25 protein-coding genes, 1 tRNA gene and 1 pseudogene are annotated in these 26,930 nt (G+C 73.2%); 16 read left to right on the forward strand and 11 right to left on the reverse strand.

From position 1 onward, the window contains the following. Positions 1-50 precede the first annotated feature (50 nt). The 8 genes and pseudogenes from ACUYMY_RS01715 to ACUYMY_RS01750 all read left to right on the forward strand — a co-directional run bounded on the left by ACUYMY_RS01715 (position 51) and on the right by ACUYMY_RS01750 (position 7,837). Positions 51-1,403, forward strand: a complete 1,353-nt coding sequence (locus ACUYMY_RS01715) for an FAD-binding oxidoreductase (protein WP_481701920.1) — start codon at positions 51-53, stop codon at positions 1,401-1,403. Positions 1,404-1,551: 148 nt separating this feature from the next. Further along, positions 1,552-1,944 carry a hypothetical protein gene (locus ACUYMY_RS01720; protein WP_481701921.1) on the forward strand — a complete coding sequence of 131 codons (393 nt, stop codon included), beginning with the start codon at positions 1,552-1,554 and terminating at the stop codon, positions 1,942-1,944. Between the two features lie 154 nt (positions 1,945-2,098). Further along, the gene (gene dhaK / locus ACUYMY_RS01725; RefSeq protein ID WP_481701922.1) at positions 2,099-3,100 is read left to right on the forward strand and encodes a dihydroxyacetone kinase subunit DhaK; all 1,002 of its coding nucleotides are present in this window, start codon (positions 2,099-2,101) and stop codon (positions 3,098-3,100) included. Next, a complete protein-coding gene (gene dhaL, locus ACUYMY_RS01730; RefSeq protein ID WP_481701923.1) occupies positions 3,100-3,756 on the forward strand; it encodes a dihydroxyacetone kinase subunit DhaL in 657 nt (218 codons plus the stop codon). Before dhaK ends, dhaL begins: the two co-directional genes overlap by 1 nt. Next, the gene (gene dhaM, locus ACUYMY_RS01735; protein ID WP_481701924.1) at positions 3,753-4,427 is read left to right on the forward strand and encodes a dihydroxyacetone kinase phosphoryl donor subunit DhaM; all 675 of its coding nucleotides are present in this window, start codon (positions 3,753-3,755) and stop codon (positions 4,425-4,427) included. Before dhaL ends, dhaM begins: the two co-directional genes overlap by 4 nt. 97 nt (positions 4,428-4,524) lie before the next feature. Beyond that, a complete protein-coding gene (locus ACUYMY_RS01740) occupies positions 4,525-6,669 on the forward strand; it encodes a S9 family peptidase (RefSeq protein WP_481701925.1) in 2,145 nt (714 codons plus the stop codon). A 10-nt stretch (positions 6,670-6,679) separates the two neighbouring features. Beyond that, positions 6,680-7,174: pseudogene (locus ACUYMY_RS01745) on the forward strand (GNAT family N-acetyltransferase); the annotation flags it as partial. An 87-nt stretch (positions 7,175-7,261) separates the two neighbouring features. Further along, positions 7,262-7,837 carry an amino-acid N-acetyltransferase gene (locus ACUYMY_RS01750; protein WP_481701926.1) on the forward strand — a complete coding sequence of 192 codons (576 nt, stop codon included), beginning with the start codon at positions 7,262-7,264 and terminating at the stop codon, positions 7,835-7,837. A gap of 25 nt (positions 7,838-7,862) precedes the next feature. Here the strand turns inward: ACUYMY_RS01750 and ACUYMY_RS01755 are convergent, their stop codons facing one another. From ACUYMY_RS01755 to ACUYMY_RS01770, 4 genes are all read right to left on the reverse strand, one after another. Then, complete coding sequence (locus ACUYMY_RS01755) at positions 7,863-8,210, reverse strand: hypothetical protein (RefSeq protein ID WP_481701927.1); 348 nt, start codon at positions 8,208-8,210, stop codon at positions 7,863-7,865. Between the two features lie 71 nt (positions 8,211-8,281). Continuing rightward, on the reverse strand, positions 8,282-9,292 hold the full coding sequence (locus tag ACUYMY_RS01760) for a WXG100 family type VII secretion target (protein WP_481701928.1): 1,011 nt from the start codon (positions 9,290-9,292) through the stop codon (positions 8,282-8,284). A 105-nt stretch (positions 9,293-9,397) separates the two neighbouring features. Further along, the gene (locus tag ACUYMY_RS01765) at positions 9,398-9,892 is read right to left on the reverse strand and encodes a hypothetical protein (protein ID WP_481701929.1); all 495 of its coding nucleotides are present in this window, start codon (positions 9,890-9,892) and stop codon (positions 9,398-9,400) included. A gap of 129 nt (positions 9,893-10,021) precedes the next feature. Further along, a complete protein-coding gene (locus tag ACUYMY_RS01770) occupies positions 10,022-10,963 on the reverse strand; it encodes an HhH-GPD family protein (protein ID WP_481704929.1) in 942 nt (313 codons plus the stop codon). A gap of 252 nt (positions 10,964-11,215) precedes the next feature. Between ACUYMY_RS01770 and ACUYMY_RS01775 the strand changes: the two genes are divergently transcribed. Further along, positions 11,216-12,031, forward strand: a complete 816-nt coding sequence (locus tag ACUYMY_RS01775; RefSeq protein ID WP_481701930.1) for a hypothetical protein — start codon at positions 11,216-11,218, stop codon at positions 12,029-12,031. Between the two features lie 46 nt (positions 12,032-12,077). Here the strand turns inward: ACUYMY_RS01775 and disA are convergent, their stop codons facing one another. The 3 genes from disA to ACUYMY_RS01790 form a co-directional block, all read right to left on the reverse strand. Beyond that, complete coding sequence (gene disA / locus ACUYMY_RS01780) at positions 12,078-13,154, reverse strand: DNA integrity scanning diadenylate cyclase DisA (RefSeq protein WP_481701931.1); 1,077 nt, start codon at positions 13,152-13,154, stop codon at positions 12,078-12,080. A gap of 126 nt (positions 13,155-13,280) precedes the next feature. After that, positions 13,281-14,699, reverse strand: a complete 1,419-nt coding sequence (gene radA, locus ACUYMY_RS01785; protein WP_481701932.1) for a DNA repair protein RadA — start codon at positions 14,697-14,699, stop codon at positions 13,281-13,283. A 60-nt stretch (positions 14,700-14,759) separates the two neighbouring features. Beyond that, positions 14,760-15,917 carry an FUSC family protein gene (locus ACUYMY_RS01790; RefSeq protein ID WP_481701933.1) on the reverse strand — a complete coding sequence of 386 codons (1,158 nt, stop codon included), beginning with the start codon at positions 15,915-15,917 and terminating at the stop codon, positions 14,760-14,762. A 235-nt stretch (positions 15,918-16,152) separates the two neighbouring features. On the opposite strand from ACUYMY_RS01790, the gene pstS reads away from it, so the two are divergent. From pstS to pstB, 4 genes are all read left to right on the forward strand, one after another. Further along, positions 16,153-17,268, forward strand: coding sequence for a phosphate ABC transporter substrate-binding protein PstS (gene pstS / locus ACUYMY_RS01795; RefSeq protein WP_481701934.1), 1,116 nt, complete (start codon positions 16,153-16,155; stop codon positions 17,266-17,268). A gap of 255 nt (positions 17,269-17,523) precedes the next feature. Further along, positions 17,524-18,435: a phosphate ABC transporter permease subunit PstC gene (gene pstC, locus ACUYMY_RS01800; protein WP_481704930.1), complete on the forward strand. Its 912-nt coding sequence runs from the start codon at positions 17,524-17,526 to the stop codon at positions 18,433-18,435. 1 nt (position 18,436) lies between these two features. Continuing rightward, a complete protein-coding gene (gene pstA, locus ACUYMY_RS01805) occupies positions 18,437-19,543 on the forward strand; it encodes a phosphate ABC transporter permease PstA (RefSeq protein ID WP_481701935.1) in 1,107 nt (368 codons plus the stop codon). A 46-nt stretch (positions 19,544-19,589) separates the two neighbouring features. Further along, positions 19,590-20,369, forward strand: coding sequence for a phosphate ABC transporter ATP-binding protein PstB (gene pstB / locus ACUYMY_RS01810; RefSeq protein ID WP_481701936.1), 780 nt, complete (start codon positions 19,590-19,592; stop codon positions 20,367-20,369). A 156-nt stretch (positions 20,370-20,525) separates the two neighbouring features. Here pstB and ACUYMY_RS01815 read toward each other — a convergent pair whose 3' ends face one another. From ACUYMY_RS01815 to ACUYMY_RS01825, 3 genes are all read right to left on the reverse strand, one after another. Beyond that, complete coding sequence (locus ACUYMY_RS01815; protein ID WP_481701937.1) at positions 20,526-21,533, reverse strand: inorganic phosphate transporter; 1,008 nt, start codon at positions 21,531-21,533, stop codon at positions 20,526-20,528. After that, positions 21,534-22,151 (reverse strand): nuclease PIN, encoded by a 618-nt coding sequence (locus ACUYMY_RS01820; RefSeq protein ID WP_481701938.1) that lies wholly within the window; start codon positions 22,149-22,151, stop codon positions 21,534-21,536. Between the two features lie 381 nt (positions 22,152-22,532). Continuing rightward, positions 22,533-23,186, reverse strand: coding sequence for a hypothetical protein (locus ACUYMY_RS01825; RefSeq protein ID WP_481701939.1), 654 nt, complete (start codon positions 23,184-23,186; stop codon positions 22,533-22,535). Between the two features lie 95 nt (positions 23,187-23,281). On the opposite strand from ACUYMY_RS01825, the gene ACUYMY_RS01830 reads away from it, so the two are divergent. The 3 genes from ACUYMY_RS01830 to ACUYMY_RS01840 all read left to right on the forward strand — a co-directional run bounded on the left by ACUYMY_RS01830 (position 23,282) and on the right by ACUYMY_RS01840 (position 25,795). Next, a tRNA-Lys gene (locus ACUYMY_RS01830) sits at positions 23,282-23,354 on the forward strand. A 38-nt stretch (positions 23,355-23,392) separates the two neighbouring features. After that, positions 23,393-23,950: a cysteine hydrolase family protein gene (locus ACUYMY_RS01835; RefSeq protein WP_481701940.1), complete on the forward strand. Its 558-nt coding sequence runs from the start codon at positions 23,393-23,395 to the stop codon at positions 23,948-23,950. A gap of 546 nt (positions 23,951-24,496) precedes the next feature. Then, positions 24,497-25,795: an HNH endonuclease signature motif containing protein gene (locus ACUYMY_RS01840; RefSeq protein ID WP_481701941.1), complete on the forward strand. Its 1,299-nt coding sequence runs from the start codon at positions 24,497-24,499 to the stop codon at positions 25,793-25,795. 91 nt (positions 25,796-25,886) lie between these two features. On the opposite strand, the gene ACUYMY_RS01845 is transcribed toward ACUYMY_RS01840, so the two are convergent. Then, positions 25,887-26,783 carry an arginase family protein gene (locus ACUYMY_RS01845; RefSeq protein WP_481701942.1) on the reverse strand — a complete coding sequence of 299 codons (897 nt, stop codon included), beginning with the start codon at positions 26,781-26,783 and terminating at the stop codon, positions 25,887-25,889. Positions 26,784-26,930 lie beyond the last annotated feature (147 nt).

Here is a 26,930-nt window from a genome sequence, read left to right on the forward strand (position 1 = left end):
GGGTCTCTCTTGGTCTCGTTGTGATCCATCCCACCTCCAGAGAGACGCCAATGACCCTCCAGCTCGAATTCATCACCCTGCAGGACCTCGTGCGCGGCCGAGTCCTCGACCCCGCCGACGCCGAGTACGCCGCCGAGGCGGCGGGCTACAACCTCGCCGTCGTCCACCGGCCCGACGTCGTGGTCGCGGCCCTCGATGCGGCAGACGTCGTCGCGACCGTCCGCTGGGCCGCGCTCAACGAGGTCCCGCTCGCGGTCCAGACCACGGGCCACGGTGCCGAGCGCTCCCTGGCCAGCGGCATCCTCCTGAGCACCAAGCGGCTGCGCTCGGTCACCGTCGACCCCGCCGCCCGCACCGCGACGGTCGGCGCGGGCACCCGCTGGCGCGAGGTGATCGACGCGGCAGCTCTGCATGGGCTCGCGCCGCTCAACGGCTCGAGCTCGGACGTCGGCGTCGTCGGCTACACCCTCGGCGGCGGCCTGCCCGTCCTCGGCCGGACCTTCGGCTTCGCCGCTGACTCGGTCGTGAGCTTCGAGATCGTGACCATGGACGACGACGCGCGGACCGTGAGCCGCACCGAGGAGCCGGGCCTCTTCGACCTGCTCTGCGGCGGCGGGGCGGGGCTCGCCGTCGTTACCGCCGTGACCTTCCGCCTCTACCGCGTGGCTGAGCTGTACGGCGGCGCCCTCGTGTTCGACGGCGAGCACGCCGAGGCCGTGCTGCGCTCCTTCGCGGCGTGGGCGCCCCGGCTCGGGGACGCCTCGAACACGGCGATCCGCTTCCTCCGTGCGCCCGACGCGCCGGAGGTCCCGCGCGAGCTGGCCGGGCGGCTCACGGTGCACATCAGCTTCGCCCACGTGGGGAGGGGCGGCGAGGCGGCGCTCGCCCCGATGCGGGCGGCCGCGCCCGTCCTGATCGACGCCGTCGGCACCCTGCCGTACGCCGAGGTGGACCGCGTCTTCTCCGATCCCGAGACACCCATGCCGTACCTCACCGGCGGGGCTGGGCTCCTCGCGCTCGACGAGGGCGCCATCCAGGCGATCCTCGCCGTCGCCGGCCCCGCCGCGCAGTGCCTGCTCCCGCTCGTCGACATCCGGCTCCTCGGCGGCGCGATGACGTCCGACGCCGGCCGAGCGGCCTCCGCGCACGGCCTCGGCTACGCGGTGCACACCGTCGGCGTCCTCGCCCCGCCGATCGCCGAGGCCGTCCCGGGCGCGATCCAGGCCGTGCTCGGGGCGCTGGCCCCGTTCGGCAACGGCCGCGCACCGCGGAACTTCCTCGGGGACCTCGAGGACGCCTCGGCCGCCTGGACGGACGAGGTCGGCGCGCTGCTCGCGGCGGCGCGCGCGGAGCTCGACCCGCAGGGCCTCCTGCGCCGGCGCGCCCCCGTCCTGCCTCACTAAGCACGGGGCCAGAAGGGCCGTCGGGCGTTTCTGGCCCCGCCCGACGGGTATGCCTAGGGTCGTGGGATCCGGCCCGCCCGGGCCGGGCCGCCGTGGTGCCAGCGACTGGGGCTCCGTCCGGCGGCGACGTGAGTGGAAAGGGAAGTCCATGAGCAACGACACTCCCGAGAACACAGAGAGCACAGAGCGCACGGGGAATGCCGGGAACGCCGGGAATGCCGGAAAGCCCGAGCGCGCAGGCGGGGGCGGCCCCGGCGGAGGCGGCTACGGCGAGCCGACCCCGGAACAGGAGATGGGCGGTCAGGACGCTGTCCAAGGCCAGGCCGGGACAGGGAGTCAGAGCCGGACAGGAAGCCAGGGCGCCGACGCGGGCCAGCGCGCGGCAGACGCGGGCCAGCGCGCCGGCGACGAGGGCCAGAGCACCGGCGAGAACCCGTCCGCCGAGTACGGCCAGCGCGCGGACGCCGACGAGCTCGCCGCGGAGGAGCGGGACACGAAGGCCGACCCTGCCGCCCCGCCGCCGGTCGAGCCCTCGGACTGAGGCGGACTTCAGGAGAGAGCCGTCACCCGATCAGGCAGGCGCGGCGCCCCCACGAGGCGCTGTGCCTGCCTGTCTTCCTGTCCAAGCCCCGGTGCGGCCGGTAGGCTCCGAACCAGCACTGCACGCGTGCGACGTACGTGCCAAGGAGCGCCATGTGAAGAAGCTGATCAATGACCCCAAGGCGGTCGTGGACGAATCCGTGGAGGGCTTCGGCATGGCCCACCCGGACCTCGTGAGCGTCCACCCCGACCCGCTCTACGTCACCCGCGCTGGCGGGGCGGTCCCGGGCAAGGTCGGCCTCGTCTCGGGCGGCGGCAGCGGGCACGAGCCGCTGCACGCGGGCTATGTGGGCCTCGGAATGCTCGACGCCGCCGTCCCCGGCGCGGTCTTCACCTCGCCGACCCCGGACGCGATCGTCCCGGCGACGCAGGCAGCGGACGGAGGCGCCGGCGTCGTGCACATCGTGAAGAACTACACCGGCGACGTCCTGAACTTCGAGACGGCCGCCGAGCTCTGCGCGGCCGAGGGCATTGAGGTGCGCACGGTCCTGGTCAACGACGACGTCGCGGTCGAGGACTCGCTCTACACCGCCGGGCGGCGGGGCGTCGCGGGCACGGTCCTCGTCGAGAAGATCGCCGGGGCGGCCGCCGAGCGGGGCGACTCGCTCGACGCCGTCGAGGCCGTCGCTGCCAGGGTCGCGGCCAACGTCCGCTCGATGGGCCTCGCCCTCGCCCCCTGCACGGTCCCGCACGCAGGCAGGCCGAGCTTCGAGCTGGCCGGCGACGAGATCGAGATCGGGATCGGCATCCACGGCGAGCCCGGCCGGCACCGCGTCGGCCTCGAGCCGGCAGACGCGCTCACCGAACACCTGCTCTCGCCGGTCGCGGAGGACCTCGGCGTCGCGGAGGGCGAGCAGGTCCTGCTCTTCGTCAACGGCATGGGCGGCACGCCCCTGTCAGAGCTGTACATCGTCTACCGCCGCGCCGCCCAACTCCTCGCAGAGCGGGGCGTGGCCGTGCGCCGCAGCCTCGTGGGGAACTACATCACGTCGCTCGAGATGCAGGGCTGCTCCGTCACGGTCCTCAGGCTCGACGACGAGCTCCTCGAGCTGTGGGACGCCCCCGTGCATACCCCGGCCCTCCGCTGGGGCGCGTGATGACGGCCCTGGACACGGCCTGGGCCGTGCGCTGGCTGCGGGAGTCCGCCCGCGTGATCGCGCTCCACCGCGAGGAGCTCATCGAGCTCGACCGCGCGATCGGGGACGGCGACCACGGCGAGAACATGGACCGCGGCTTCGCCGCGATCGTCGCGAAGCTCGACGAGGAGGTGCCGGACTCGGTCAGCGCGGCGCTCAAGATGGCGGCGATGATGCTCATGAGCAAGGTCGGCGGGGCCGCGGGCCCGCTGTACGGCACGGCGTTCCTGCGCGCGGCGACGGCCGTGGGCGAGGCGGCGGCCCTCGACGGCCCCGCCGTCGCGGCCATGCTCGCCGCGGCCCGGGACGGCATCATCGCGCGCGGGCGGGCCGAGCCGGGCGACAAGACGATGGTCGACGCGTGGGCCCCCGCCGTGGACGCCGCCGGGCGCGCGGGCGATGGCCAGGCCGCGATGGGCGAGGCCGCGAACGCCGCGGAGAAGGGCGCCGAGGCCACCAGGCCGCTCGTGGCGCGGAAGGGGCGCGCGAGCTACCTCGGCCAGCGCAGCGCGGGCCATCTGGACCCGGGCGCCGTCTCGACCTCGCTCATCCTCCGGGCCGCCGTCACCGCCGCGATGAGCGAGATCGGCGCCGGCGGGCCAGGGGGCGGCCGATGAGCCCGGTCGGCCTGCTCATCGTCTCGCACAGCGCGCGGCTCGCCGAGGGCGTCGTCGAGGTCGCCCAGCAGATGGCCGCCTCGGTTCCGCTCGTCGCGGCCGGCGGCACGGACGACGGCGGGGTGGGAACCTCGTTCGAGAAGGTCATGGGCGGCGTCGGGGCGGCGGACTCGGGGGAGGGAGTCGTGATCCTCGCCGACCTCGGCTCCGCCGTGATGACGGCCGAGTCCGTGCTCGAGTTCCTCGATGAGGACCAGCGCTCGCGGGTCCGGCTCGCGGACGCGGCGCTCGTCGAGGGCGCCGTGGCCGCTGCCGTGGCCTCCGCCGCGGGGGCGGGCGTCGACGCCGTCGCGCGCGCCGCCGAGGAGGCCGTTCCCGCGGCCCTCTCGGAGGAGCCCCCTGAGCTGCGGGAGCCCACGGAATCGGCGGCGCTGACCCTCGTGAACCCGCTCGGGCTCCACGCCCGGCCGGCGGCGGTCCTCGCAGGCAGGCTCTCGGCGTTCGACGTCGACGTGACCGTCAACGGCGTCGACGGCCAGTCCGTCATGGCCCTCATGGCGCTCGGCGCAGGGCTCGGGGAGCAGCTCGTCGTGGAGGCCTCGGGGCCGGACGCGGCGCGGGCCGTGGCCTTCGTGCGGGACCAGGTCGAGGCGGGCTTCGGCGAGATCTAGGCCGAAACCCCAGCGGGCGCCGGGGGTGTGAAAGAAGCGTTTCACCAAGAGTGAACGCCCCTGTCCTGCCGGCCCGCGGGGGAGTTGAATCGGGGGCATGAGTGCAGAGCCCCAGACCCTCGACGCCGCGGGCGGGCACGCCGCCCCCGAGACCGCGCCCCACCCGGAGACGCCGTTCCACGACCTCGACCACTACGTCGCCATCCCCCGGATCTCGGGCCTTGTCCTGAGCCCGGACGGGACGCGGCTCGTCACGACGGTGGCGACCCTCAACGGCAAGGGCACCGAGTACGGCACGGCCCTGTGGGAGATCGACCCCGCGGGCCAGCGATCCGCGCGCCGCATCACGCGCAGCGCGAAGGGCGAGGCGGGCGCCGCGTTCGCCGCCAACGGCGACCTCTACTTCACCTCCGCGCGCCCCGACCCGGAGAAGCCGGACGAGGACCCCGTCAACGCCCTCTGGCTCCTGCCGCGGGCGGGCGGGGAGGCGCGCGTCGTGCTCTCCCGGGCCGGCGGTGTCGAGCGCGTCCTCGCGGCCCGCGCGGCGGACGCCGCGTTCGTCCAGGCGCCGGTCCTGCCGGGCAGCGCCGACGAGGCCGACGACGAGAAGCGCCGCGGCACGCGCAAGGACGGCAAGGTCGCCGCGATCCTGCACTCGGCCTACCCCGTCCGCTTCTGGGACGCCGACCTCGGCCCCGCCGAGCCGCGGCTCTTCGCCGTCGAGCGCTCACGCACGGAGCCGGAGCCCGGCCGCCCGTCCACCGTGGACGAGGGGCCGGACCTCGAGCTGCGCCCCCTCGCGCCGCGCCTCGGCGCGGGACTGCGCTTCGGCTCGGTGTTCCCGAGCCCCGACGGCGCGACGCTCTACGCCTCGGTGGCCAAGCCGCTCGCGAAGGCGGACCTGCGCACCGAGCTCGTCGCGATCGACGCCGCGACCGGCGAGAGCCGCATCCTCCTCTCTGCCGACCGCACCGACTACCACCCTGGGCCCGTGAGCCCCGACGGGCGCACGCTCGCCGTCGTCGTCGAGCCGCACACGACGCCGACCCAGGCCTACCGCTCCGAGCTGCACCTCCTCGACCTCGCGACGGGGCAGCTGCGGCGGGTCGGCGCCGGCTGGGACCGGTACGCGCACCCCGCCGAGTGGCTCCCGGACGGCTCCGCGCTGCTCGTCACCGCGGACGACGGCGGGCGCTCGCCGGTGTTCCGCGTCGACGCCGCGAGCGGGGACGTCGCCCGGGTGACGCACGACGACGCGGCGTACACCGACGTCGTCGTCGCCCCGGACGGGGCGAGCGCCTACGCGCTGCGCAGCTCGTACCTCTTCCCGCCCGAGGCCGTGCGGATCGACCTCGCGACGGGCGAGGCCGTGCGCCTGCCCAACCCGACGGAGCGCCCGGAGATCCCCGGCCGGCTCGAGGAGGTCACCACGACCGCCGAGGACGGCACGCCGCTGCGCGCGTGGCTCGCCCTGCCGGCGGAGTCCGGCGAGCCGGAGGGCGCGGGCGAGCGAGCCAGGCATCCGCTCCTCCTGTGGATCCACGGCGGGCCGATCGCGTCGTGGAACGCGTGGACGTGGCGGTGGAACCCGTGGCTGCTCGCGGCCCGGGGCTACGCCGTCCTGCTCCCGGACCCGGCCCTCTCGACCGGCTACGGCCAGGACTTCATCCAGCGCGGCTGGGGCCGCTGGGGCGCCGAGCCGTTCACCGACCTCATGGCCATCACGGATGCCGCCCTCGCCCGCGGCGACCTCGACCCGGAGCGCACGGCCGCGATGGGCGGATCCTTCGGCGGGTACATGGCCAACTGGGTCGCGGGGCACACGGACCGGTTCCGGGCCATCGTGACCCACGCGAGCCTGTGGGCGCTCGAGGGCTTCGGCCCGACGACGGACATGGCCCTGTACTGGGCCAAGGAGATGGACGAGGCCATGACGGCGGAGCACTCGCCGCACCGCTTCGTCGAGGACATCAGGACCCCGATGCTCGTGATCCACGGCGACAAGGACTACCGCGTGCCGATCGGGGAGGGGCTGCGGCTCTGGTACGAGCTCCTCTCGCGCTCGCAGCTCGCGGTCGGCGAGGACGGCTCGACCCCGCACCGCTTCCTGTACTTCCCCGACGAGAACCACTGGATCCTGCAGCCGCAGCACGCGAAGGTCTGGTACGGGGTCGTGGAGGCGTTCCTCGCCGAGCACGTCCTGGGCGAGAGCCGGCCGCTGCCCGCTGAGCTGGGGCTGTAGGGGCCGGCGCATGGCCGGCACCCAGCCGGGCGCCCCTGCCGTCGAGCCGGACGACGGCGCGCCCCGTCTCGCCGCCGCGGGCGAGGCGGCGGCCGTCGCCGGCCTCCTGGATGACTTCAACCGGGAGTTCGGCTCACCCACTCCCGGGCCCGAGGTCCTCGCCCCGCGGCTCGAGCGCCTGCTCGCGGGAGGGGACGTGTTTGCCGTCCTCGCCGGGGAGCCGCCGCTCGGCGTCGCCCTCGTGACCCTGCGGCCCAGCGTCTGGTACGAGGGCCGAGTGGCGCTCCTCGACGAGCTGTACGTCGTCCCCGGGCGGCGCGGCGGCGGCATCGGATCCGCGGTGCTCGCGGCCGTCGAGGCCGAGGCGCGGCGGCGGGGCGCAGAGCTGCTCGAGATCAACGTCGACGGCGAGGACGTGGACGCGCGCCGCTTCTACGAGCGCCACGGCTACGCGAACCGCGAGCCCGGCCAGACGGAGCCCCAGCTCTACTACTCGCGAGAGCTGGGCGGGCCGGGTGGGGGCAGGCGCGCCGGGCCGGGCGGGGGCGGGGACCGACCGGGCGGCGCGGATACCCACCACTAGGATTGGCCCATGACAGCCGCCGAGACGACCTCAGAGAACGCTGGGACGCCAGCGACCGACGCGCCGCCGTTCAGCCTGCGACGCGCGCGCACCTCGGACGTCGCGGCGATCCGGCGGCTCGTGGCCCCGCTCGCGGACCGGCGGATCCTCATCTCCAAGGAGTCGGTGGCCTACTACGAGGCGATCCAGGAGTTCCGCATCGCCGAGACGCCCGAGGGCGAGGTCATCGGCTGCGGCGCCCTGCACGTCATGTGGGAGGACCTCGCCGAGATCCGCACGCTCGCCGCTTCGGACGCCTGGCGCGGGCGCGGGGTCGGGCACGCGCTCGTCGAGCAGCTCCTCGCGGACGCGCACGACGTCGGGGTGCAGCGGGTCTTCTGCCTCACCTTCGAGGTGGGCTTCTTCGAGCGGCACGGCTTCGAGGTCATGGCCGACCAGACCGGCGTCGACCCCGAGGTCTACTCGGAGCTGCTGCGCTCGCACGATGAGGGCGTCGCCGAGTTCCTCGACCTCGCCCGCGTCAAGCCGAACACGCTCGGGAACACGCGCATGATCAAGTGGCTCGCGGGGCGGGCGCGCGAGTAGGCGGGGCACGTGCAGGCCCGGCCGGTCAGTCCGACCAGGCGAGGTAGCCAGGCCGGCCCTCGACGGGCGTGAGGGTCGCCGTGTGCCCGTACGTGCGCCGAGAGTCCGCGGCGCGGAAGGCATCCGCGGTGACGGTCTGGGCGTTGACCACGCTGCCGCCCTCGCTGAACACGAGCAGGTTCGCGGCGGCGGTGAACCGCTCGTCCTTGATGATCCGCTCGCCGAAGCGCCGCTCGATCTCCTCCGCCTTGGTGCCCTCGGTCACGAAGGTGACGCTGTCCCACGCGAAGTCCGTGTGGTCCGCGATGCGGAGGGCGCGGCCCTCCGTGGCGGCGGTGGCGATCTCGCGGCTCAGCTCGGTTCCGATCTGCACGGTGGGTCCTTTCGGGGCGGGGAGGCAGGCAGTGAGGGCAAGGGCCAGCACGAGGGCGAGTGCGGCGCGCATCAGCCCACCGCCGAGTCGTTGAAGTCGGGCTCCTGGCCCTGGGCGGGCGCGCCGTCGGCGTCGCCGGTGTCTCCCACGCGCACCTCGTCGGAGCGGTGCAGCTGGCCGTCCGGCCCGATCACGACCATGTCTCCGTTCTCGATCGCCTGCTGGACCTTGTCGGCCAGCTCCTCGGCGCTCGCGTCGGGGTTCTCGGCCGCGATGCGCCGCCCGACCTCGTTGTTGTACAGGTCCATGGCCTCGCGGTCCGAGGGGTTGCCGGGGCGCTGCTCGTGCGCCGTGCCGAAGTCCTCGGCGAACTCGGGCCCGATGCGCGTGGACATGAGCGCGTTCCAGTAGGCGTGGCGGAAGGCGTCCTGGTGCCCGTCCTCGGCCCCCGCGCCGTCGTACCGGCGCTCGGACTCGCCGTAGGCGTCCTCCTTCGAGTCCTTGAAGTCCTGGAGGTTGAGCAGGCCGAGCCCGTCGAGCAGCTCGGCCTCGTTCTCGGTCACGGGGATCGGGTCCACGGCGAGCCGCATGGGGTCCCACTCTCCCGGCCATTCGGTCATGGGGCTGTCGCTGACCTGGTACTCGCGCTCGATCTCGCTCGCGCTCGGGCGCGGCGGGTCGGCGGGGGGCTTCTCGTCGTCGGAGTCCGTGCTGCTGCTGTCGGAGCCGTCGTCCGGTGCCGCCAGGGTGGTCGTGCCGGCGAGGGTAGTGGTTCCGGCATCCCCCGGCGCCCCGGCCGCACTGCCGCCAGCGAGCTCGTTCGAGGTGGCCTCCTGGGCAGCGGCGTTGGCCCCGAGCGTGCGGGCCGCCGCGTCGAGAGAGCTTCGACAGGCCACGAGGCCGCGCCGCTGGACGGACGCGAACCGGTGCCGGAACTCCTCGGCGTCGCGCCCGGACCAGACCTCGGCCCGGTTCACGAGGACCATGAGGTCCTGCTCGATCCGGCCCAGCGAGGCCGCGTGCTTGCCGAGGGCCTTGGCCAAGGCCCTGAGTTCTTCTGGTGTCGCGCCGCTCGTCAGCATGGTGAACCCCCCGGTCATGGACGTCTGACGTCCCCCAGCCTGCCTCATGGCACGGCGGCGTGCCATGGGGAGGACTCTCCAGAGGGCCCCGTGAGGCACCTGGGATCAGGGCTTGGGCCGGAGGCCCTGCGCGTCCCACTCGACGACGGCGTGGACGAACTTCCCGCAGTGCTCCCCGAAGGGGTAGTCGACGACGGGGGTGAAGGTCAGCTGCGCGGTCGTCTGCGTGACGCCGCCTGCGGGCCCGGGGCCGGGGCCGGTTGCGGTGAGGGTCAGCTCGATCGGTTCCTCGGTGAGGACGCCCATGTCGAGCTGGGCCGTCCGGCCCGGCGTGCCGGGGAACGAGAGGAGCTCGAGGTCCGCCTCCCGGCAGGACCCGCCCTGGCAGCCTCGTCCGTGCAGAGTCGTGATGGCGGCGGCGCGCTCGGGGCTGATCTCGATGCTCACGAACGGCGCCGCGGCGATCGCCGGGCAGGGCGGCGGGTACGGGGAGGGGAAGAAGCCGCAGCCGGTCAGGAGCGTGGCGGCGGCCAGGCCGGCGGCCACAGCGCCGGCGGCCTTCATGCCGGCCGCGCCGCTCCCGCGCGCGAGGATCCTCATGCCCCCACGCTAGGCCCAGCCCCTTGCCCGGCACAGGCCTGCGTTGGCGTCGATCCGGGCACAGTCCGGTCTCGCAGGCGCACCCTGGTCACAGCCGGGGGCACAGGGCGGCATCGCCCGAGCCTGCGATCAGGGCAGCGCGAGCCGCCCGCCGTCGTCCACCGCGAGGCCGTCCGCGACGAGCCCCGAGATGGCGCGCTCGAGCTGTTCCGGCCCGGTGTTCAGGGCGTGCAGCCGGGCGAGCGCCGAGCCGTGCGCGGACCTTCGCTCCGTGGGAATGAGCCCTGGCTCGGGCTGCTGCGCAGCCACCGCGAACAGCTCCCGGGCCACTGGATGCTCGGCCGCGCGCAGGACCGCCATGACGGCCCCGCGAACCTGGCGGTCCGTGCCGTGCCAGGCCTGGCCCTTGGGCGTGTACGACGGCGGGGGCTCGCCCGCGGCGCGCCACGCGCAGTCGGCCGCGACGGGGCACTCCGAGCACCTCGGCGAGCGGGCGGTGCAGACGAGGGCGCCGAGCTCCATCGTCGAGGCGTTCCAGGCGACGGAGAGGGCCTCGTCCTCGGGTAGGAGCTCCGCGGCCCGGCGCTGCTCGGCGGCCGTGAGCGAGGGCGCGGGCAGGGCCTCGCCGCCGATGAGCCGTGCGTGGACCCGCCGGATGTTCGTGTCCACCACCGTGGCCCGGCGCCCGAAGGCGAACGCCGCGACCGCAGCCGCCGTGTACGAGCCGACGCCGGGCAGTGCGAGCAGGCCCTCCTCCGTGTCGGGGACGCGCCCGCCGTGCTCGGCCGCGATGACAGTGGCCGCGGCGTGCAGGCGCAGCGCCCGGCGCGGGTAGCCGAGGCGCCCCCACGCGCGCACGGCCTCGCCCGGCGGCTCGGCCGCGAGGTCCGCGGGCTCGGGCCAGCGCTCCATCCACGCGTGCCACACGGGCAGCACGCGCACGACGGGCGTCTGCTGGAGCATGACCTCGCTCACGAGGACCCCCCACGGGGTCCGGTCGGGGTCGCGCCAGGGCAGGTCCCGGGACTCCGCCGTGAACCAGCCGGAGACGGTGCGGTGCAGGCGCCTCAGGCGCTCGCGGTCGACGGCGTGCGGGGCGGGGCGGCGCCCGGCGGCGGGCGCGGCGTGGGGGCCGGCGGGCTCGGCCGGGCACACGGCGGCATCGAGGACCGGGGCCTGGGAGGCGGGGGCGGGCGGGCTGAGGGTCACGGAAGCCTTTCTCGCGGGACAGGTTCACTGTACCGGCGGCGTGCCGGGCCGTTCCGCGCCCGGGCGGATCCTAGCCTAGAGGCGTGGCATTTGCAGGGCAGGGGGACAACAGGCATGTCTGAATCAGGCACGAGGGGCACGGATGGCCCGAGGGGCGCAGGCGGCTCCCGGGGCACGGGCGGCCCGCGGGCGTACTGCAAGGCCCGCCCGCCGGGTGCCCGCCCGACGAGGGCTCGCCCCGGAACCCGCCGCCAGAGCCCCGCGGTCTACCGCCGGCGCCGGCTCGTTGTCCTCGTGGCGCTCGTGGCTGTGATCGGCGCCGTCGTCCTGGGCGCGTGGGGGATCGCCCGCGCCGTGGGATCCGAGCCCGCCCCGGCAGGCCCGCCGCCCGCCTCGCCCCTGGCGGGTGCCGCGGACGGTGTGGTGCCCGCGACCCCCGGCGCGTCGTCGTCGGCCGCCGCGAGCCCGACGGCATCGCCGGGGGCCACGGCCTCGCCGGGTGCCTCCCCGGGTGCGACCGCCTCGCCGGGCGCGTCCCCGACCTCGGCCTGCGACTGGCAGCTCATCACCGTGAGCGCGGCCACGGACAAGCCCGCCTACGCCGCGGGCGAGAACCCCGTGTTCTCGCTCAAGGTCACGAACGGCAACCCGATGCCGTGCGAGGTCAACGTGGGCACGACGCAGATGGAGTTCCTCGTGGTCAGCGGCGTGGACCGGATCTTCTCGTCGAAGGACTGCCAGGCCGAGGCCGCGGACCTCGTCAAGACGCTCCCCGCCGGCGGCTCCGAGACTGCGAACTTCCCGTGGCCCCGCGTGCGCAGCGTCGCGGGCTGCACGGAGGTGCCGGTGCAGCCCCGCCCCGGCGTGTACGTCCTGACCACATCGCTGGGCACGACGACGAGCAGCAAGGCCGTCTTCTCGCTCGGCTGAGCGCCGTCCCGCTCAGTCCGCGTCCTGCTCAGTCCGTGGCCTCGGCCTAGAGGAAGCGGTCGAGGAGGCTCGCCTCGGCCATGCGGGAGAGGCCCTCGCGCACGGTCCGCGCGCGTTGCTCGCCGATGCCGTCGACGATCATGAGGTCCTCGATCGTCGCGGCCATGAGGTTCTGCAGGCCGCCGAAGTGGTCCACGAGGCGGTCCGCGACGGCCCGCGGGACGGGCTTGAGCCCGGAGATGAGACGGTAGCCGCGCGGCTGGACCACGGCGTCGAGCGTTTCGGCGCCGCCTGCGTAGCCGAGGATCGCGGCGATCCGGTTGAGGTCGATGAGGTCCACGCTCGAGAGGTCCACAAGCGCCTGGACGGCGGACTCGACCGTCTCCGGCGTCGCTTCGTCGCCGGCGTAGTCGCGCAGCACGACGTCGCTGCCCACGCCGAGGCCTGCCGTGAGCTCCTCGAGCTGGAGGGCCAGGAGCCGGCCGTCGTCGCCGAGCTCGAGGACGTACTGGGCGATCTCCTCCGAGATGCGCCGCACCATCTCCTGCCGCTGGAGCGTCTGGGCCACGTCCCGCACGGTGACCATCGCCTCGATCTCGAGGGCCGAGAGCGAGTTCGTGACCTGGTCGAGCCGCGCCCTGTAGCGCTCGAGCGTCGCGAGGGCCTGGTTGGCGCGGGCGAGGACCTTCTCGGAGCCCTCGATGACGTGCCGGATCCCCTGGACGTAGAGCGCGATGATCTGCATGGACTGGCTCACGGAGATCACGGGCAGGCCGGTCTGGATGGCGACGCGCTCCGCGGTGCGGTGGCGGGTGCCGGACTCGTGGGTCTCGATGGAGGAATCCGGCACGAGATGGACGGCTGCCTTGACGATCGTGCGGGCGTCCCGGTCGGTGACGATCGCGCCGTCCATCTTCGCGAGCTCGCGCAGGCGGGTGGGGGAGAAGTCGATCCCGATCTCGAAGCCGCCCGAGCAGAGCGACTCGACCGTGGGGTTGTAGCCGAGGACGATGAGCGCGCCCGTCCGGCCCCGCAGGATCCGCTCGAGCCCGTCCCTCAGCGCGGTTCCGGGTGCGACCCGGGCCAAGGTGGCTTTGAGCACTTCCTCGGGGGTCCGAGCCATTCGATGTCCCTTCACGCGGCCGCGTGCCTGCGCAGGCACCGAACCCCATGCTAACGGCGTCAGGCCCGTGATTCTGCGGTTTTCGGCCTTGAGAGCCCGAAAGACTACAACGATTCGGGCAAGAAGTCAGCCTGCCGGGATGAGCAGTTCGAGCGCCTCGGCGACGTGCCCCACCTCGCGCACCTTGAACCCCTCAGGCACCTCGCCCGGCCCCGTGGGACTCGCGGGCACTATGGCGTGGGTGAAACCGAGCCGGTGGGCCTCCTGGATGCGCCTGTTGATGCCGGGGACCGGGCGCACCTCGCCCGCGAGGCCCACCTCGCCGAACGCGATGAGGCGCTGGGGGAGCGCCGTGCGGGTCTTCGCCGAGGCGACGGCCAGGGCCACGGCGAGGTCTGTCGCGGGCTCGCTGAGCTTCACGCCGCCCACTGTCGCGACGTAGCTGTCGTCCTTGTGCAGGAGGCACCCTGCGCGCTGCTGGAGCACGGCGAGCAGCATGGCCACGCGCGAGGAGTCGAGCCCGCTCGTGGCCCGGCGCGGCTGCCCCGCCGCACTTTCGGCGAGGAGCGACTGGACCTCCGCCAGGAGCGGCCTGCGGCCCTCGAGCGTCACGGTGATGCACGTGCCGGAGACTGGCTCCCGCGTGCGCGAGACGAACAGCCCGGACGGGTCGGAGACGCTCACAATCCCCGTCTCCGCGAGGTCGAAGCAGCCCACCTCGTCAGTGGGCCCGTAGCGGTTCTTGACGGCGCGCAGGAGCCGCAGCCGCGAGTGCCGCTCGCCCTCGAACTGGCACACGACGTCGACGAGGTGCTCGAGCAGGCGCGGGCCCGCGATCGAGCCGTCCTTCGTCACGTGGCCGACGAGCAGCGTGGTCATGTTCCGGCGCTTCGCGGCCGCGATGATCGACGCCGCGACCTCGCGCACCTGCGAGACCCCGCCCGCGCTGCCGTCCACCTCGGGGCTCGAGAGCGTCTGGACCGAGTCGACGACGAGCAGCTGCGGCTGGACCTTCTCGACGTGGCCGAGCGCCTGCGCGAGGTCCGTCTCCGCCGCGAGGAACAGGCGCGGCGCGACGGCGCCGATGCGCTCGGCGCGCAGCTTGACCTGCGCCGCGGACTCCTCGCCGGTGACGTAGAGGACCTCCCGCGCCTGAGCTGATCCCGCCCCGACCTTTGCCGCGACGTCGAGCAGGAGCGTCGACTTCCCGACGCCGGGCTCCCCGGCGAGCAGGATCACCGCGCCGGGCACGAGCCCGCCGCCGAGGACGCGGTCGAGCTCCCCGACACCCGTGGGCAGGAAGGCGGCGTCCGTCGCGTCGACCTCGGCGATCGGGCGGGCCGGCTCGAGGACTGTCGCGGCCGCCGTCGTGCGTGCGACGACGGCGCCGACCTCCTCAACAGTGCCCCACGCCTGGCACTCGCCGCACCGGCCGACCCACTTGGCCGTGGTCCAGCCGCACTCGGCGCAGCGGTAGCCCGGGGCCTTGCCGCGGGAGGCACCGGCTGCGCGTGTTGTGCTACGGGTTGCGGTCTTCGTCGCCATGCCCCCAAGGCTACGGGAGGGCTCCGACACTCCTCGCCCGCCGCGGGCGCCCCGCAGAACTCAGAGCCGCGGCAGGAGCGCCACGGCCTCCTCGTGGGCATGCCCGGTGGCCTCGAGGAGGTCCACGAGCATGGGCCGCAGGAGGATCACGAGCGCCTCGCCCTCGAGCCGCTCGACCTCGAGCCGCCGCGGGTGCGCCCGCGAGGCGATGTCCGCGAGCTCGAGCCGCGCCGTGCGCATCTGGGCCTCGCGGTCCTCCCGCCGCTCGGCGACGAGGCCCAGCGCGACGTCGTCGAGCGCGTCGGCGGTGTCCTCGAGCAGGCCCGCGATCCGCTCGGCCGCCGTCTGGGTCAGGGCGGCGTTGTTGATGACGGACGTGAGCCGGCGCGCGACGACGCGGCCGTTGCGCAGCGCGAGGTCGAGGTACTCGACGGCGTGCTCGACCTCCTCGAGCTCGCCGCGGTGCCGCCGGTAGGCGGGGGCGATCGTGGCCACCTCGGACGAGGACTTGAGGGTTGCGCGGATCGTGTCCACGAGCGCCTGCGAGCTGCGCCCGCGGACGAGGGCGTGCCACGCCCGGGTCGAGTCGGCGTCGGCCAGCGCCGCCGCGCACTCCCGCAGCATGGTCGAGAACGCGTCGACGAGCTTCCTGAGGTCGCGCCGCGGCTCGACCCGCGGGTCGCGGGGGAGCAGCGCGGTGAGCACGAGCGCGATGAGCCCGCCGACGACGGCGTCGAGGCTGCGGGTGAAGGGCCCGCCCGCGGGGGCCGGCAGCAGGACGACGAGGAGCGACTGCAGGCCGAGCTGTGTCGCGAAGATGACGCCGCGGTCGAGGAACCGCGCCACGAGCAGGGAGACGAAGAGGATGATCCCGGCCTGCCACAGGCCCGCGCCGAGGAGGTGCATGAGCAGGTCGCCGACGGCGATGCCGAGCGTGCAGCCCAGAGCCACCTCGAGGACCTTCCTCACCGCGAGGTCGCGCCCGAAGCCCAGGGCGATGAGCGCGGATGTGGCGGCGAAGATCGGGCCCGTGTGCCCGAGGACCTGTTCTGCGATGACGTAGGCGAGGACCGCGCCGAGGGTCATCCCGATGGCGGGCAGCACCGAGCGACGGACCCGCGTCATCCCGGACGTCGCGAGGTCCCGGGCGTAGGCACCTGCGGCATCGCGGAGACCTTGGCCGCGGACACCCCGGTCAGCCTGCGCCTTCTTGTCCATACAGGGAAGTCTAGGGAGGGATCCGGAGTCCACCCTCGCGCTCTGGCGCGGAATGCCGCGGGATCCGCTACTCGGATGTGACGCAGATGGCAAGCGGGCCCCGGCCTCGTCACGAGGAATCCGCGTGGCGTTCACCTTGCGTTCACCATCGCCGCCGAGAGTCTTTACCTGACAGGCCTACCGTCGAGAACAGTACGGCTCGTACGCACCCAGACCACCCTGGAAGGGGTTCTTTGTGAAGGCTATCCGTTTCGGCCGCCTCTCGGCCGTTGCTGTCGTCGCCGCCGGCGCGCTCGCTCTCTCGGCGTGCGGCACGGACAATCCGACCGGCAGCAACCAGTCCCCCGCCGCGTCGGGGCCGGCCGTCACCGGCACTCTGACTGGCATCGGCGCCTCCTCGACCGGCGCTGCCATGGACGCCTGGAAGGCCGGCTTCGCCTCGGCCAACTCCGGCGCCACGGTCCAGTACTCGCCCGACGGCTCCGGCGCCGGCCGCAAGGCGCTCATCGACGGCTCGGCCCAGTTCGCCGGCTCCGACGCGTACCTCAAGGATGAGGAGATGACCTCGGCCAAGGAGAAGTGCGGCCCCGACGGCGCCCTCAACATCCCGGTCTACATCTCCCCGATCGCGGTCGCGTTCAACCTCCCGGACGTCAAGGAGCTCAAGCTCGACGCCGAGACGGTCGCCAAGATCTTCCGCGGCCAGATCGCCACGTGGAACGACCCGGCCATCGCCGCCCTCAACCCGGGCGTCACGCTGCCGGACCTCAAGGTCACCCCGGTGAACCGCTCCGACGACTCGGGCACGACCACCAACTTCACCGAGTACCTCGCCGCCGCGGCCCCGTCGGTCTGGACCGACAAGGCCTCGGGCGTCTGGCCGTCCTCGCTCCAGGGCGAGAACGCCAAGGGCACGTCCGGCGTCGTCAAGGTCGTCACCGACACCCCCGGTGCCGTGACCTACGCGGACGACTCCGCCGTCTCCGGCAAGCTCGGCACCGCCTCGATCAAGGTCGGCGACGAGTTCGTGAAGATCTCCGCCGAGGCTGCTTCGAAGGCTGTCGAGGCCGGCAAGCAGGTCGAGGGCCGCCCGGCCAGCGACGTGTCGATCAAGCTCGACCGCACGACGAAGGAGGCCGGCGCCTACCCGGTGGTCCTCGTCTCCTACCACATCGTCTGCTCGACCTACGCCGACCAGAAGACCGTGGACCTCGTGAAGGCCTTCGAGAGCTACGTCGTCTCGGAGGCGGGCCAGAAGGCCGCCGCCGACGCCGCCAAGTCCGCGCCGCTCTCGGCGAACCTCGCCGAGAAGGCCAAGAAGGCCATCGACGCCATCAAGGTCAAGGCCTAGCCTGAGTCCAGGCCCCGGGCCTGTAACGACCGCGATACCCCGGTTCCCCGTCCCGCCCGACGCCGCTGCCGCACACCGCGCAGCGGCGGGGCCAGGGGCGGGGAACCTGCCCATGTTCGGAGCGTTCCCCCAAGCCGTTCCGGGCGCAGCCGTTCCACTCATGCAGGTCCCGCCGTTGCCTGCAGCCAGAAGGAAGGGTCCCCAGTGACCACAGCGCCACCACGCCAGGCCGAACGCGCCGGCGTCCCTGCCGCCATCGCGGCACAGGACAGCCCGCGCGGCGACAAGGTGTTCTCCACGCTCGCCCTGACCGCGGGCTGCCTCATCCTCGCCGTCCTCTTCGGCGTCGCCGTCTTCCTCGTCGTCCAGGCCATCCCGGCCCTCGTGGCCGACCCCGAGGACATCCAGGGCGGCGAGGGCTTCCTCGCCTACATCGCCCCGATCGTGATCGGCACCGTCATCGCCGCCGCGATCGCCCTGGTCATCGCGACGCCGATCTCGATCGGAGTCGCCCTCTTCATCACCCACTTCGCGCCCCGCAGCATCGCCACCGCGCTGGGCTATGTCGTCGACCTCCTCGCGGCCATCCCGTCCGTCATCTACGGCGCATGGGGCGCGGCCTTCCTCGCGAAGGAGATCTCGCCGGCCTACGGGTGGCTTGCGCAGAATCTGGGCTGGATCCCGATCTTCTCCGGCCCCGCCTCGGCGACGGGCAAGACGATCCTCACCGCCGGCATCGTGCTCTCCGTCATGGTCCTGCCGATCATCACCTCGCTCTCGCGCGAGATCTTCCTCCAGACGCCGAAGCTGCACGAAGAGGCCGCCCTGGCCCTCGGCGCGACGCGCTGGGAGATGATCAAGATGGCCGTCTTCCCGTTCGCCCGCCCCGGCGTCATCAGCGCAATCATGCTCGGCCTCGGACGCGCGCTCGGCGAGACCATGGCGGTCGCGCTCGTGCTCTCCTCGGGTGCCCTCACGGTGAGCCTGATCCAGTCCGGCAACCAGACGATCGCCGCCGAGATCGCGCTCAACTTCCCCGAGGCGTCCGGCCTCAAGGTCTCGACGCTCATCGCGGCGGGCCTCGTGCTGTTCGTCATCACGCTCGCGGTCAACATGGTGGCCCGCTGGATCATCAGCCGCCACAAGGAATTCTCGGGAGCGAACTGACATGACGACCACCGACGTTGCCCCCCGCCGTTCCAAGCTGACCCGCGGCCGCCTCCCCGGCTTCGCCCCCTGGGTCTCCCTCGCCGTCGCCCTCGTGCTGGGTGCCGCCATCGTGGCCGTGCCTGGCTTCACCGCGTTCGGGTGGGGCATCGCCTCAGCCATCGTGTTCACGCTCGTCTACGTCGGCTGGAGCCGCGCCGTCGAGGGCGGCCGCAAGGCGGCCGACAAGCTCGCCACCTGCCTCGTCGTCGGCGCGTTCCTCATCGCGCTCCTGCCGCTCGTCTCGGTGATCTGGACCGTCCTCGTCGCCGGCATCCCCGGCATCCTCGCGCCCGGATTCTTCACGACGTCGATGAACGGCGTCACGGGCGTGTACGACAACCGGGCCGTCGAGGAGGGGGCGCCCGTCATCGGCGGCATCTACCACGCCCTGCTCGGCACCGTCCAGATCACGCTCCTCGCGACGCTTATCTCGGTCCCCGTCGGCCTGCTCACCGCGATCTACCTCGTCGAGTACGGCGGCGACCGCCCGCTCGCCCGGGCCATCACGTTCTTCGTCGACGTCATGACCGGCATCCCCTCGATCGTCGCGGGCCTCTTCGCGGCGGCGTTCTTCTTCCTGGTCGTCGGCCCGGGCACCAAGACGGGCTTCGTCGCCGCCGTCGCGCTCTCGGTGCTCATGATCCCCGTGGTCGTGCGCTCGAGCGAGGAGATGCTCAAGATCGTCCCCAACGAGCTGCGCGAGGCCTCCTACGCCCTCGGCGTGCGCAAGTGGCGCACGATCCTCAAGGTCGTCATCCCGACGGCGATCTCCGGCATCGCCTCGGGCGTGACCCTCGCGATCGCCCGCGTGATCGGCGAGACCGCCCCGATCCTCGTGACCGCGGGCTTCGCGACGAGCATCAACAACAACCCGTTCGCGGGCTGGATGGCCTCGCTGCCGACCTTCATCTACACGCAGATCCTGAACCCGACGTCGCCGTCCAACCCGGCGCCGTCGGACCAGCGCGCGTGGGGGGCGGCCCTCGTCCTCATCATCCTCGTCATGCTGCTGAACCTCGTGGCCCGGCTCGTCGCGAGGGCCTTCGCCCCGAAGACCGGCCGCTGAGCGCGCCCCACGCAGACCATTTCCTGAACTCAAGAACTGAGGAACCATGTCGAAGCGAATCGACGTCAAGGACCTGAACGTCTACTACGGTGACTTCCGCGCCGTCGAGGGCGTCACCATCAACATCGAGGCCAAGTCCGTCACGGCCTTCATCGGCCCCTCGGGCTGCGGCAAGTCCACCTTCCTGCGCACCCTCAACCGCATGCACGAGGTGCTCCCGGGCGCCCGCGTCGAGGGCCAGGTGTTCCTCGACGGGGACGATCTCTACGGCCCCGGCGTGGATCCCGTCGCGGTCCGAAGCCACATTGGCATGGTCTTCCAGCGGCCCAACCCGTTCCCGACCATGTCCATCCGGGACAACGTCCTGGCCGGCGTGAAGCTCAACAGCAAGCGCATGTCCAAGTCGGAGGCGGACGATCTCGTCGAGTCCTCGCTGCGCGGCGCGAACCTCTGGAACGAGGTCAAGGACCGCCTCGACAAGCCCGGCTCGGGCCTCTCGGGCGGCCAGCAGCAGCGCCTCTGCATCGCCCGCGCGATCGCGGTCAAGCCCGACGTGATCCTCATGGACGAGCCGTGCTCGGCCCTCGACCCGATCTCCACGCTCGCCGTCGAGGACCTCATCAACGAGCTCAAGGAGAACTACACGGTCGTGATCGTGACGCACAACATGCAGCAGGCGGCGCGCGTCTCGGACAAGACCGCCTTCTTCAACATCGCGGGCACGGGCAAGCCCGGCAAGCTCATCGAGTACTCGGACACCTCGGTCATCTTCAACAACCCGACCCAGAAGGCGACCGAGGACTACGTCTCCGGCCGCTTCGGGTGATCTGGGCTACCGGGGCGACCGGTCCAGAAGGACCGCACTAGACCACCCGGGCGCCGCCTCGGCGGGCAGGCGCCCGGGATGGGGGGACGACGGCGGCTGCCGAACCTTGGGGGCTCGGCAGCCGCCGTCATGCATTGACGGAGAATCTTCACCCGCTCAGCCGAGCGGCGAGAGGGCGAGCGCGAAGACCGCGCCGAGCACCGCCGTCGTGAGCGGGGTGACGAGCCAGAAGCGGACGAGCCGGATCACGAGGCTGCCCTTGACGGCGGCATAGTCCTGGTTCGAGCCGGCGCCGAGCACGGACGAGACGGCGGTGTGCGTCGTCGAGAGCGGCCAGTGCAGGCCGAGGGCGCCGAAGAACAGCATCCCCGAGGTCACGAGCTGCGAGACGAAGCCGCGCAGCGGGTCCACGCGCACGAGGCGGTGGCTGAGCGTGTAGGTGATCCGCCAGCCCCCGGCGAGCGTGCCCGCGCCGAGGACGACGGCGGCGAACACGGCGGTCCACGCCGGGATGTCACGGAAGTCCGCGCCGGCGCCGAGGGTCGCGATCATGAGCACGGCGATGATGCGCTGGCCGTCCTGGAGCCCGTGGGCGAAGGCGACGGCGCTCGTGCCCACCGACTGCGCCGCCCTCAGGCCCGCGTGGGCGTGGCTCGGCTGGGCGTAGCGCACGGCCCACGTCACGACGGCGGTGAGGAAGAACGCCGCCCCGAACGCGAGCAGGGGCGAGAACAGGAGCGGCAGGCCGACCTGCACCCAGAACACCCGGTCGAGTTGGGCGACGGCCTCGTGCCCTAGGAGCGAGGCGGCGATGGACGAGCCGATGAGCCCGCCGACGAGGGCGTGCGTCGACGACGACGGGTAGCCGCGCCACCAGGCGTACGTGTTCCACAGGATCGCGCTCGCGAGCGTCGCGAGGAGCATGATGAGCCCCCCGCTGCCGTCCGGCGGGCTGAGCCAGAAGGCGCCGAAGTAGGCCAGGAGCCACGCGCTCGTGACGGTGCCGGCGACGTTGAAGAGGGTCGCGAGGGCCGCTGCGATGCTCGGGGTCAGGGCCCGGGTGCGGACGGTGAGGCCGATGGCGGCGGAGGCGTCGCGGAAGCCGTTGAGGAAGCCGAAGGCGGCGGTGAAGGTGACGACTGTCGCCGCGAGCACGAGGCCCACTCAGGATTCCCTGACGATGATCCGGCCGACGTGCGTGGCGACGTCACGCAGGGCCCGGCCCGCCGCCAGGAGCTCGCGGCTGACGTCGATGTTTCGGGCGAAGGCCGTGATCGAGACCTCGCGGAGTGCGGACGTGCTCCATACGCGGTGAGTGTGCTCGGCGCGCTTGGCCAGCCGCGTCATGTCGAGCCAGTAGTCCTCGAGGTCGTCGAGGTTGTTCAGCTGCTGCATGGCGGCGACGGTCAGCTCCGCCTCGCGCGTGACGATCTCGAGCAGGTCCGCGGCCTCGCGGGGGAGCCGGTCGAGCCCATGCAGGAGGACGAGCTCGCCGACGCTGCCGAGCCGCTCGACGGTGAGCTGGAGGTTCTCGGAGAGGATCAGGAGGTCCTCGCGGGGGAGCGGGTTGACGAAGCTCGTGCGCAGCTGGGTCAGGAGCGAGCGGGCGAGCTCGCTCGTGCGCGTGTCGATCGAGGCAAGCTCCTCGACGAGGCCCTCATAGTCGGAGCGGCGGGCGCCGAACATCTCGGAGAGCGTCTGGACCGCCAGGACGGACTGCTGTGCCATCGAGGAGAGCAGCTCGAGCCCCGCCGTCTCCTGGGGAAAGAGCCGAAACTTCATGAATCTCCGTGTGGCGGTGCAGCAGGGCCGCTGGGGCCGGTCCTCTCGCGACGGCTCAGAGCCTTCGAGGTCCCAAGCCGTCCGTCCGGCGGTGCGGCCGGCATGGGCATCTTACGCGACGAGCGTGAATGCACCCCCGGCGCACAGGGCTCATGAGGGCAAAGCTAAGGCGCCGGACCGGGAGCGCCTCTCGGCGGAAGGCCGCTCTAGGCGGCTAAAAGTTGGAGCCCGGGGCTACCACGGTCCGACGCCACCTTCAGTGTTGCCCCCGCTGCGGGGCAGAGTCAACCTTGCGATTCCGCGCCCGGGAGGCTATGGCGGAGCGCCGGAAGGCCGCTGGAAGGCCACTGGAGGGCTGCGGGGAGGCCGAGGAACGCGCGCTCAGTCGAGCTGGCCGCGGCGCCAGGCCTTGGCCGAGGCCTCGAGGTCCTCGGCGGTCTTGACGAGCTGGTGGGCGCTCTTCGTGAGCTTGGTCGCGTGCAGCGAATTGGCCCACTCGGCGCTGTCGGCGACGGTCGCCTGGCCGAGCGCGACGACGCGGCAGAACGCAGCCGAGCGTTCGAGCGCGACGTCGAAGTCGCCGTCGAACGCGCCCGAGAGGATCGCGTCTGCCATCGTCGTGAGCTCGTCCGCGCCCGGGGGCTCGGCGACGCCGGCGACGGCGTGCGAGACCTGGGCGGTGTCCTTGCCGGCCTTGAAGTAGACGGAGATGCGTTCCGGGTCCTGCCTCGTCGCGGCCCGGAGGGCGTAGAGGCGCCAGAGCACCCCCGGGAGGGACCGGGCGGGGCTCTCGGCCCACATTTCGGCGATGGCCTCGAGTCCCTGCTCGTCAGCGAGGCGCACAAGCCGCTGGGTGACCTCCGGGTCCTCGCTCTCGCGGCCGCGGTGGACCAGGGCCTGGGCCGCGAGGTGCGCCGCCTCCGAGACGCGGGCGGGATCCGCGCCGCCGGCGAAGGGCTCGAAGTCGATCGGCGCGAACGGCTTGGGCTTGTGGTGCCTGACCGGTCCCTTGCCTGGCATGCCTTGCTCGCTCATGCCAGTACGGTACTCCTGTTGCCTGCGGCTGCCCACGCGGAGGGGTTGGGCGGGCCGCTGCGCTAGAGTACTGGTGTCCGGCTGTGCGCCGGGCCGGGCCTCTAGCTCAGTTGGTAGAGCAGCGGACTTTTAATCCGCGGGTCGTGGGTTCGAGGCCCACGGGGCCCACTGGGTAGCACATGGCCCCACTGGGTAAGGAGTGGCGCATGCGCACCGCATTGCTCGTCATCGACATGCAGAACGCCTTCTTCGAGTTCCCCGGGCTCGCCGCGCAGCGGGAGCGCATCGTCTCCGCGTGCAACGGGCTCATCGCCGCGGCCCGGGACTCCGGAGCCCCCGTGCTCCTCGTCCGCACCGAGCACGAGCGCGACGGCTCGACCTGGACGCTCTCGATGCTCGACGACGAGCAGGGCTTCGCCTTCCGCGGCACCGAGCAGGCCGAGCTGCTCCCGGAGCTGCAGGCGGACGGGCTGCCCCAGCTCGTCAAGCACCGCGACAGCGCCTTCGCGGGGACGGACCTGCTCCAGCGCCTGCACACGTGGGGCGCCGACTCCGTCCTGCTCGCGGGCGTCTCGACGCACCTGTGCCTCGCCCAGACCGCCGTGGACGCGTACGCCTTCAACCTCCGCGCCTTCTATGCCGAGGAGGCGATGGGCGCGGAGGCGCCCGAGAGCGCCGAGGCGATGCTCGCCGTCGTCCTCGAGGAGTACCGGCAGGAGAAGCTCGCGCAGCCGGAGGCGATCGCGAGGCTGCGGGGGAGCTGACTGCGGTCGGGTGTATGCCGCGGCTCGGTGTCCCGCTTCACTTGTCCGGCGTCAGCTGCCGGAGACAGACGCGCACGACGGCGGTGGGCCGGGTTGCGCTCCCGGTCCAACCAGGAGTCCATGGCCTCCGGTGAGAATTGTCGGAGGTGGGTGCGAGGGTTGGTGCATGGGAGGGGAAGACGTCTTCGGCGAAGGGCCGGGCCGGGAGGATCCGGATGGGTGGCTGGCGTCCGTGCCGCCGGATCCGGCGCCGTGGGACGAGGACCCGGCCCGGTATGTCGATCCGGACCGGATGGACCCGGGGGAGCCGGGGTACGAGCGGTTGATGGAGGCCCGGGACGAGGCGGGGCTGGCGGCCCTGGCCCGGGACGTGCCGGACTTCGACCCGGACGCGGACCTGATGGAGTGCACCCTGACCAGCCCGGCCCTGGGCGCGATGCCGCGGGCCAGGGTCCTGCACGCGGCGTCCCTGGTCGACTCCATCGCCGGGGCCGAGGCCGCCGTCGCGCGGCTGGAGGCCGGCGGGCGTTCGGCATCGCCGGGCTCGTGCGCGCCTACGGCGGGGACTCCGAGGACCCCGGGGAGCGGCTCGAGGCCCCGGGGCTGGCCGCGTCCGAGATCGCCGCCCGGCTCAGGATCTCCCAGCGCAGCGCCCGGGCCCTGGTCGAGGAATCCCTGGCCCTGACCGCCCCGGCGTACGCGCCGGTGTTCGAGGCCATGCAGGCCGGCCGGCTGACCCGCCGCCGCGCCGCCGTGGTCCTTGACGCCGCGATCCCGGTCCCGGCGTCCCGGCTGGCCGACTTCGCCGCGGCCGCGGCCCCGATCGCCGCCCTGCAGGACCCCGACCGGGTCCCCACCGTCCCGGCGCTGGGGCGGCGGCTGCGGCGCCTGGCCGAGGACTACGCCGACGAGCCCCTGGCCGTGCGGAAGGCCAAGGCCGCCGCCGACCGGCGCGTGGACCTCGTCCCGGCCGGGGACGGCATGTGCCACCTCACCGCCTACCTGCCGCTGGAGACGGGCGCGCTGATCGACACCCGCCTGACCGCGATCGCCCGGAGCCTGCAGGCCCCCGGGGAGGCGCGGACGGTCAACCAGCTCCGCGCCGACGCCCTCACCGACCTCCTCACCGGCACCGGAACCGGCTCGCCCGTTTTCCCTGCCGCCTCCGGTGGCCCTGCCCCCGGCAGTGGTCCTGCGGCCTACGGCCCTGGGTCCGTCGGCGACGGTGCCGCGGGTGTCCCGACGCCGGCCGGCGGGGTGCGGATGGAGCTTGTCGTGACCGTGCCGGCCGCGACCCTGGCCGGGGCCTCGGAGGCGCCGGGGGAGATCCTCGGCTACGGCCCCATCGACCCCGAGGCCGCGCGCCGGCTCGCCGCGCAGACCCAGCTCTGGACCCGGCTCGTCGTCGCGCCCCTCACCGGGGCGCCGCTGGCGATCGGGCGGGTCCGCTACGCCCCGACCGCGGCGATGCGCCGCTTCCTGGCCCTGCGCGACGGCACCTGCCGCTTCCCGGGCTGCGACAAGCCCGCCGCCGCGACCGAGGCCGACCACACCCACGAATGGTCCCAGGGCGGGGAGACCGACGTCGGCAACCTCGCCCTCCTGTGCCCCGAGCACCACCGCCTCAAGACCCTCGGCCTCTGGACCGTCCGCCACATCGGGGCGGACGCCGTGGCGGGGACCCCGACCGAGGACGAGGCAGCCTCGACCGGGACGGACGAGACGAACGACCAACCGGCCGGAATCGATCCGCCAGGCGCCCCACCCGGAACCCTCGAATGGACCGGCCCCTCGGGCAAGCGCTACATCACCTGCCCCCACGCCGACCCACCACCACCCTTCTAGTGAACGCGCTAGTGGGTCACGCGCTCCATCTCAGTGCGCCCGCCGCCCAACCCCTCCGGAGCCACTGGCCGACGCCCTCTGGGCGGCAGCCTCAATCGAGGAGGGGGAAGCCCGCGAGGATCTGCTTCAGGTGCATCACCTGGCGGGGGAAGAACTCGGCGATCGTGAGGCCCACGACCTCCGCCCCGGCGCTGACGTCGGCGACGACACGGCGCGCCTCGGCGCTCGTCAGCCCTCCGCGGCCGGCGCCGAGGCCGAGCCGGACCTCGTCGGCGTCGATCGTGTCGACGTCGAAGTGGATGGCGACGCGGGAGGCGCCGGTGTCCCGCAGCCAGTCGAGGAGCCCGGAGCTGTCCGAGCGCAGCGTGTCGGGCGGGAAGACGGGCAGGCCCCACGCCTCGGCGACCGCGGGCAGGGAGCGGTCCGTCCAGTCGTGCATCCCGACGAGTGCGACGCGGCTCGGCGGGAGCGTCGCCGGGAGCCGGCGGAGGACGTCGGGGTCGCCATGGCCCGTGAGCGCCGAGACGGCCATCGCGTGGTACCCGGGGTAGGCGCCCTGGCCCGTGCCGATGTCGGGATGCGAGTCGATCCACAGCACGGCGAGATCGTCGCTGTACCTCTGGGCGAGCGAGGAGAAGGGGGCCACGCTGACCCCGCAGTCGCCGCCCAGGGTCGTGATCCGCTCGGGCCGGTACTGTCGGATGATCGACAGGGCCGCGTCGAGCTGGTCCAGGATGGCGGCCTTGGCCTCGATTCCGTCCCGCTCCTCGAGGCCGGAGTCGCCGAACTCGACGGGCACGACGGCGGTCGGCCCCTCATGCTCGGGGAGCACCGCCTGCAGCACCCTCGTACCCACGGTGTAGCCCCGGCGGGCGACGTCGAACGGGAACTCCGGCGCGAGATCGCGCACGCTCGACGTCCCGGCGCCCTGCCACTGGGGCCATACGAGGCGAAGATGCGCGCTGGGGGACGGGTGTGTGCGGGTCATGGGTGTCTCCTCCCGGGCGGGGGCGCTGCCAGCCTGTCACCCACTCAAACGCAGGCCTCCGTCCCGGGCAAGGGAGGGCTCCAGATAGGCAAGGCGGGACGCACGGCAAAGGGTTGACACCGCGGTGTGCGAACGTGACTATGAGGG

The organism is Sinomonas sp. T428B, from assembly GCF_056780155.1.

Bases quoted from the DNA above. Each gene is read 5' to 3' on its own strand.
- ACUYMY_RS01715 (WP_481701920.1), top strand. From the start codon at position 51: ATGACCCTCCAGCTCGAATTCATCACCCTGCAGGACCTCGTGCGCGGC.
- ACUYMY_RS01720 (WP_481701921.1), top strand. From the start codon at position 1,552: ATGAGCAACGACACTCCCGAGAACACAGAGAGCACAGAGCGCACGGGG.
- dhaL (WP_481701923.1), top strand. From the start codon at position 3,100: ATGACGGCCCTGGACACGGCCTGGGCCGTGCGCTGGCTGCGGGAGTCC.
- dhaM (WP_481701924.1), top strand. From the start codon at position 3,753: ATGAGCCCGGTCGGCCTGCTCATCGTCTCGCACAGCGCGCGGCTCGCC.
- ACUYMY_RS01740 (WP_481701925.1), top strand. From the start codon at position 4,525: ATGAGTGCAGAGCCCCAGACCCTCGACGCCGCGGGCGGGCACGCCGCC.
- ACUYMY_RS01750 (WP_481701926.1), top strand. From the start codon at position 7,262: ATGACAGCCGCCGAGACGACCTCAGAGAACGCTGGGACGCCAGCGACC.
- ACUYMY_RS01760 (WP_481701928.1), bottom strand. From the start codon at position 9,292: ATGCTGACGAGCGGCGCGACACCAGAAGAACTCAGGGCCTTGGCCAAG.
- ACUYMY_RS01765 (WP_481701929.1), bottom strand. From the start codon at position 9,892: ATGAGGATCCTCGCGCGCGGGAGCGGCGCGGCCGGCATGAAGGCCGCC.
- ACUYMY_RS01775 (WP_481701930.1), top strand. From the start codon at position 11,216: ATGTCTGAATCAGGCACGAGGGGCACGGATGGCCCGAGGGGCGCAGGC.
- disA (WP_481701931.1), bottom strand. From the start codon at position 13,154: ATGGCTCGGACCCCCGAGGAAGTGCTCAAAGCCACCTTGGCCCGGGTC.
- radA (WP_481701932.1), bottom strand. From the start codon at position 14,699: ATGGCGACGAAGACCGCAACCCGTAGCACAACACGCGCAGCCGGTGCC.
- ACUYMY_RS01790 (WP_481701933.1), bottom strand. From the start codon at position 15,917: ATGGACAAGAAGGCGCAGGCTGACCGGGGTGTCCGCGGCCAAGGTCTC.
- pstA (WP_481701935.1), top strand. From the start codon at position 18,437: ATGACGACCACCGACGTTGCCCCCCGCCGTTCCAAGCTGACCCGCGGC.
- pstB (WP_481701936.1), top strand. From the start codon at position 19,590: ATGTCGAAGCGAATCGACGTCAAGGACCTGAACGTCTACTACGGTGAC.
- ACUYMY_RS01820 (WP_481701938.1), bottom strand. From the start codon at position 22,151: ATGAAGTTTCGGCTCTTTCCCCAGGAGACGGCGGGGCTCGAGCTGCTC.
- ACUYMY_RS01825 (WP_481701939.1), bottom strand. From the start codon at position 23,186: ATGAGCGAGCAAGGCATGCCAGGCAAGGGACCGGTCAGGCACCACAAG.
- ACUYMY_RS01835 (WP_481701940.1), top strand. From the start codon at position 23,393: ATGCGCACCGCATTGCTCGTCATCGACATGCAGAACGCCTTCTTCGAG.
- ACUYMY_RS01845 (WP_481701942.1), bottom strand. From the start codon at position 26,783: ATGACCCGCACACACCCGTCCCCCAGCGCGCATCTTCGCCTCGTATGG.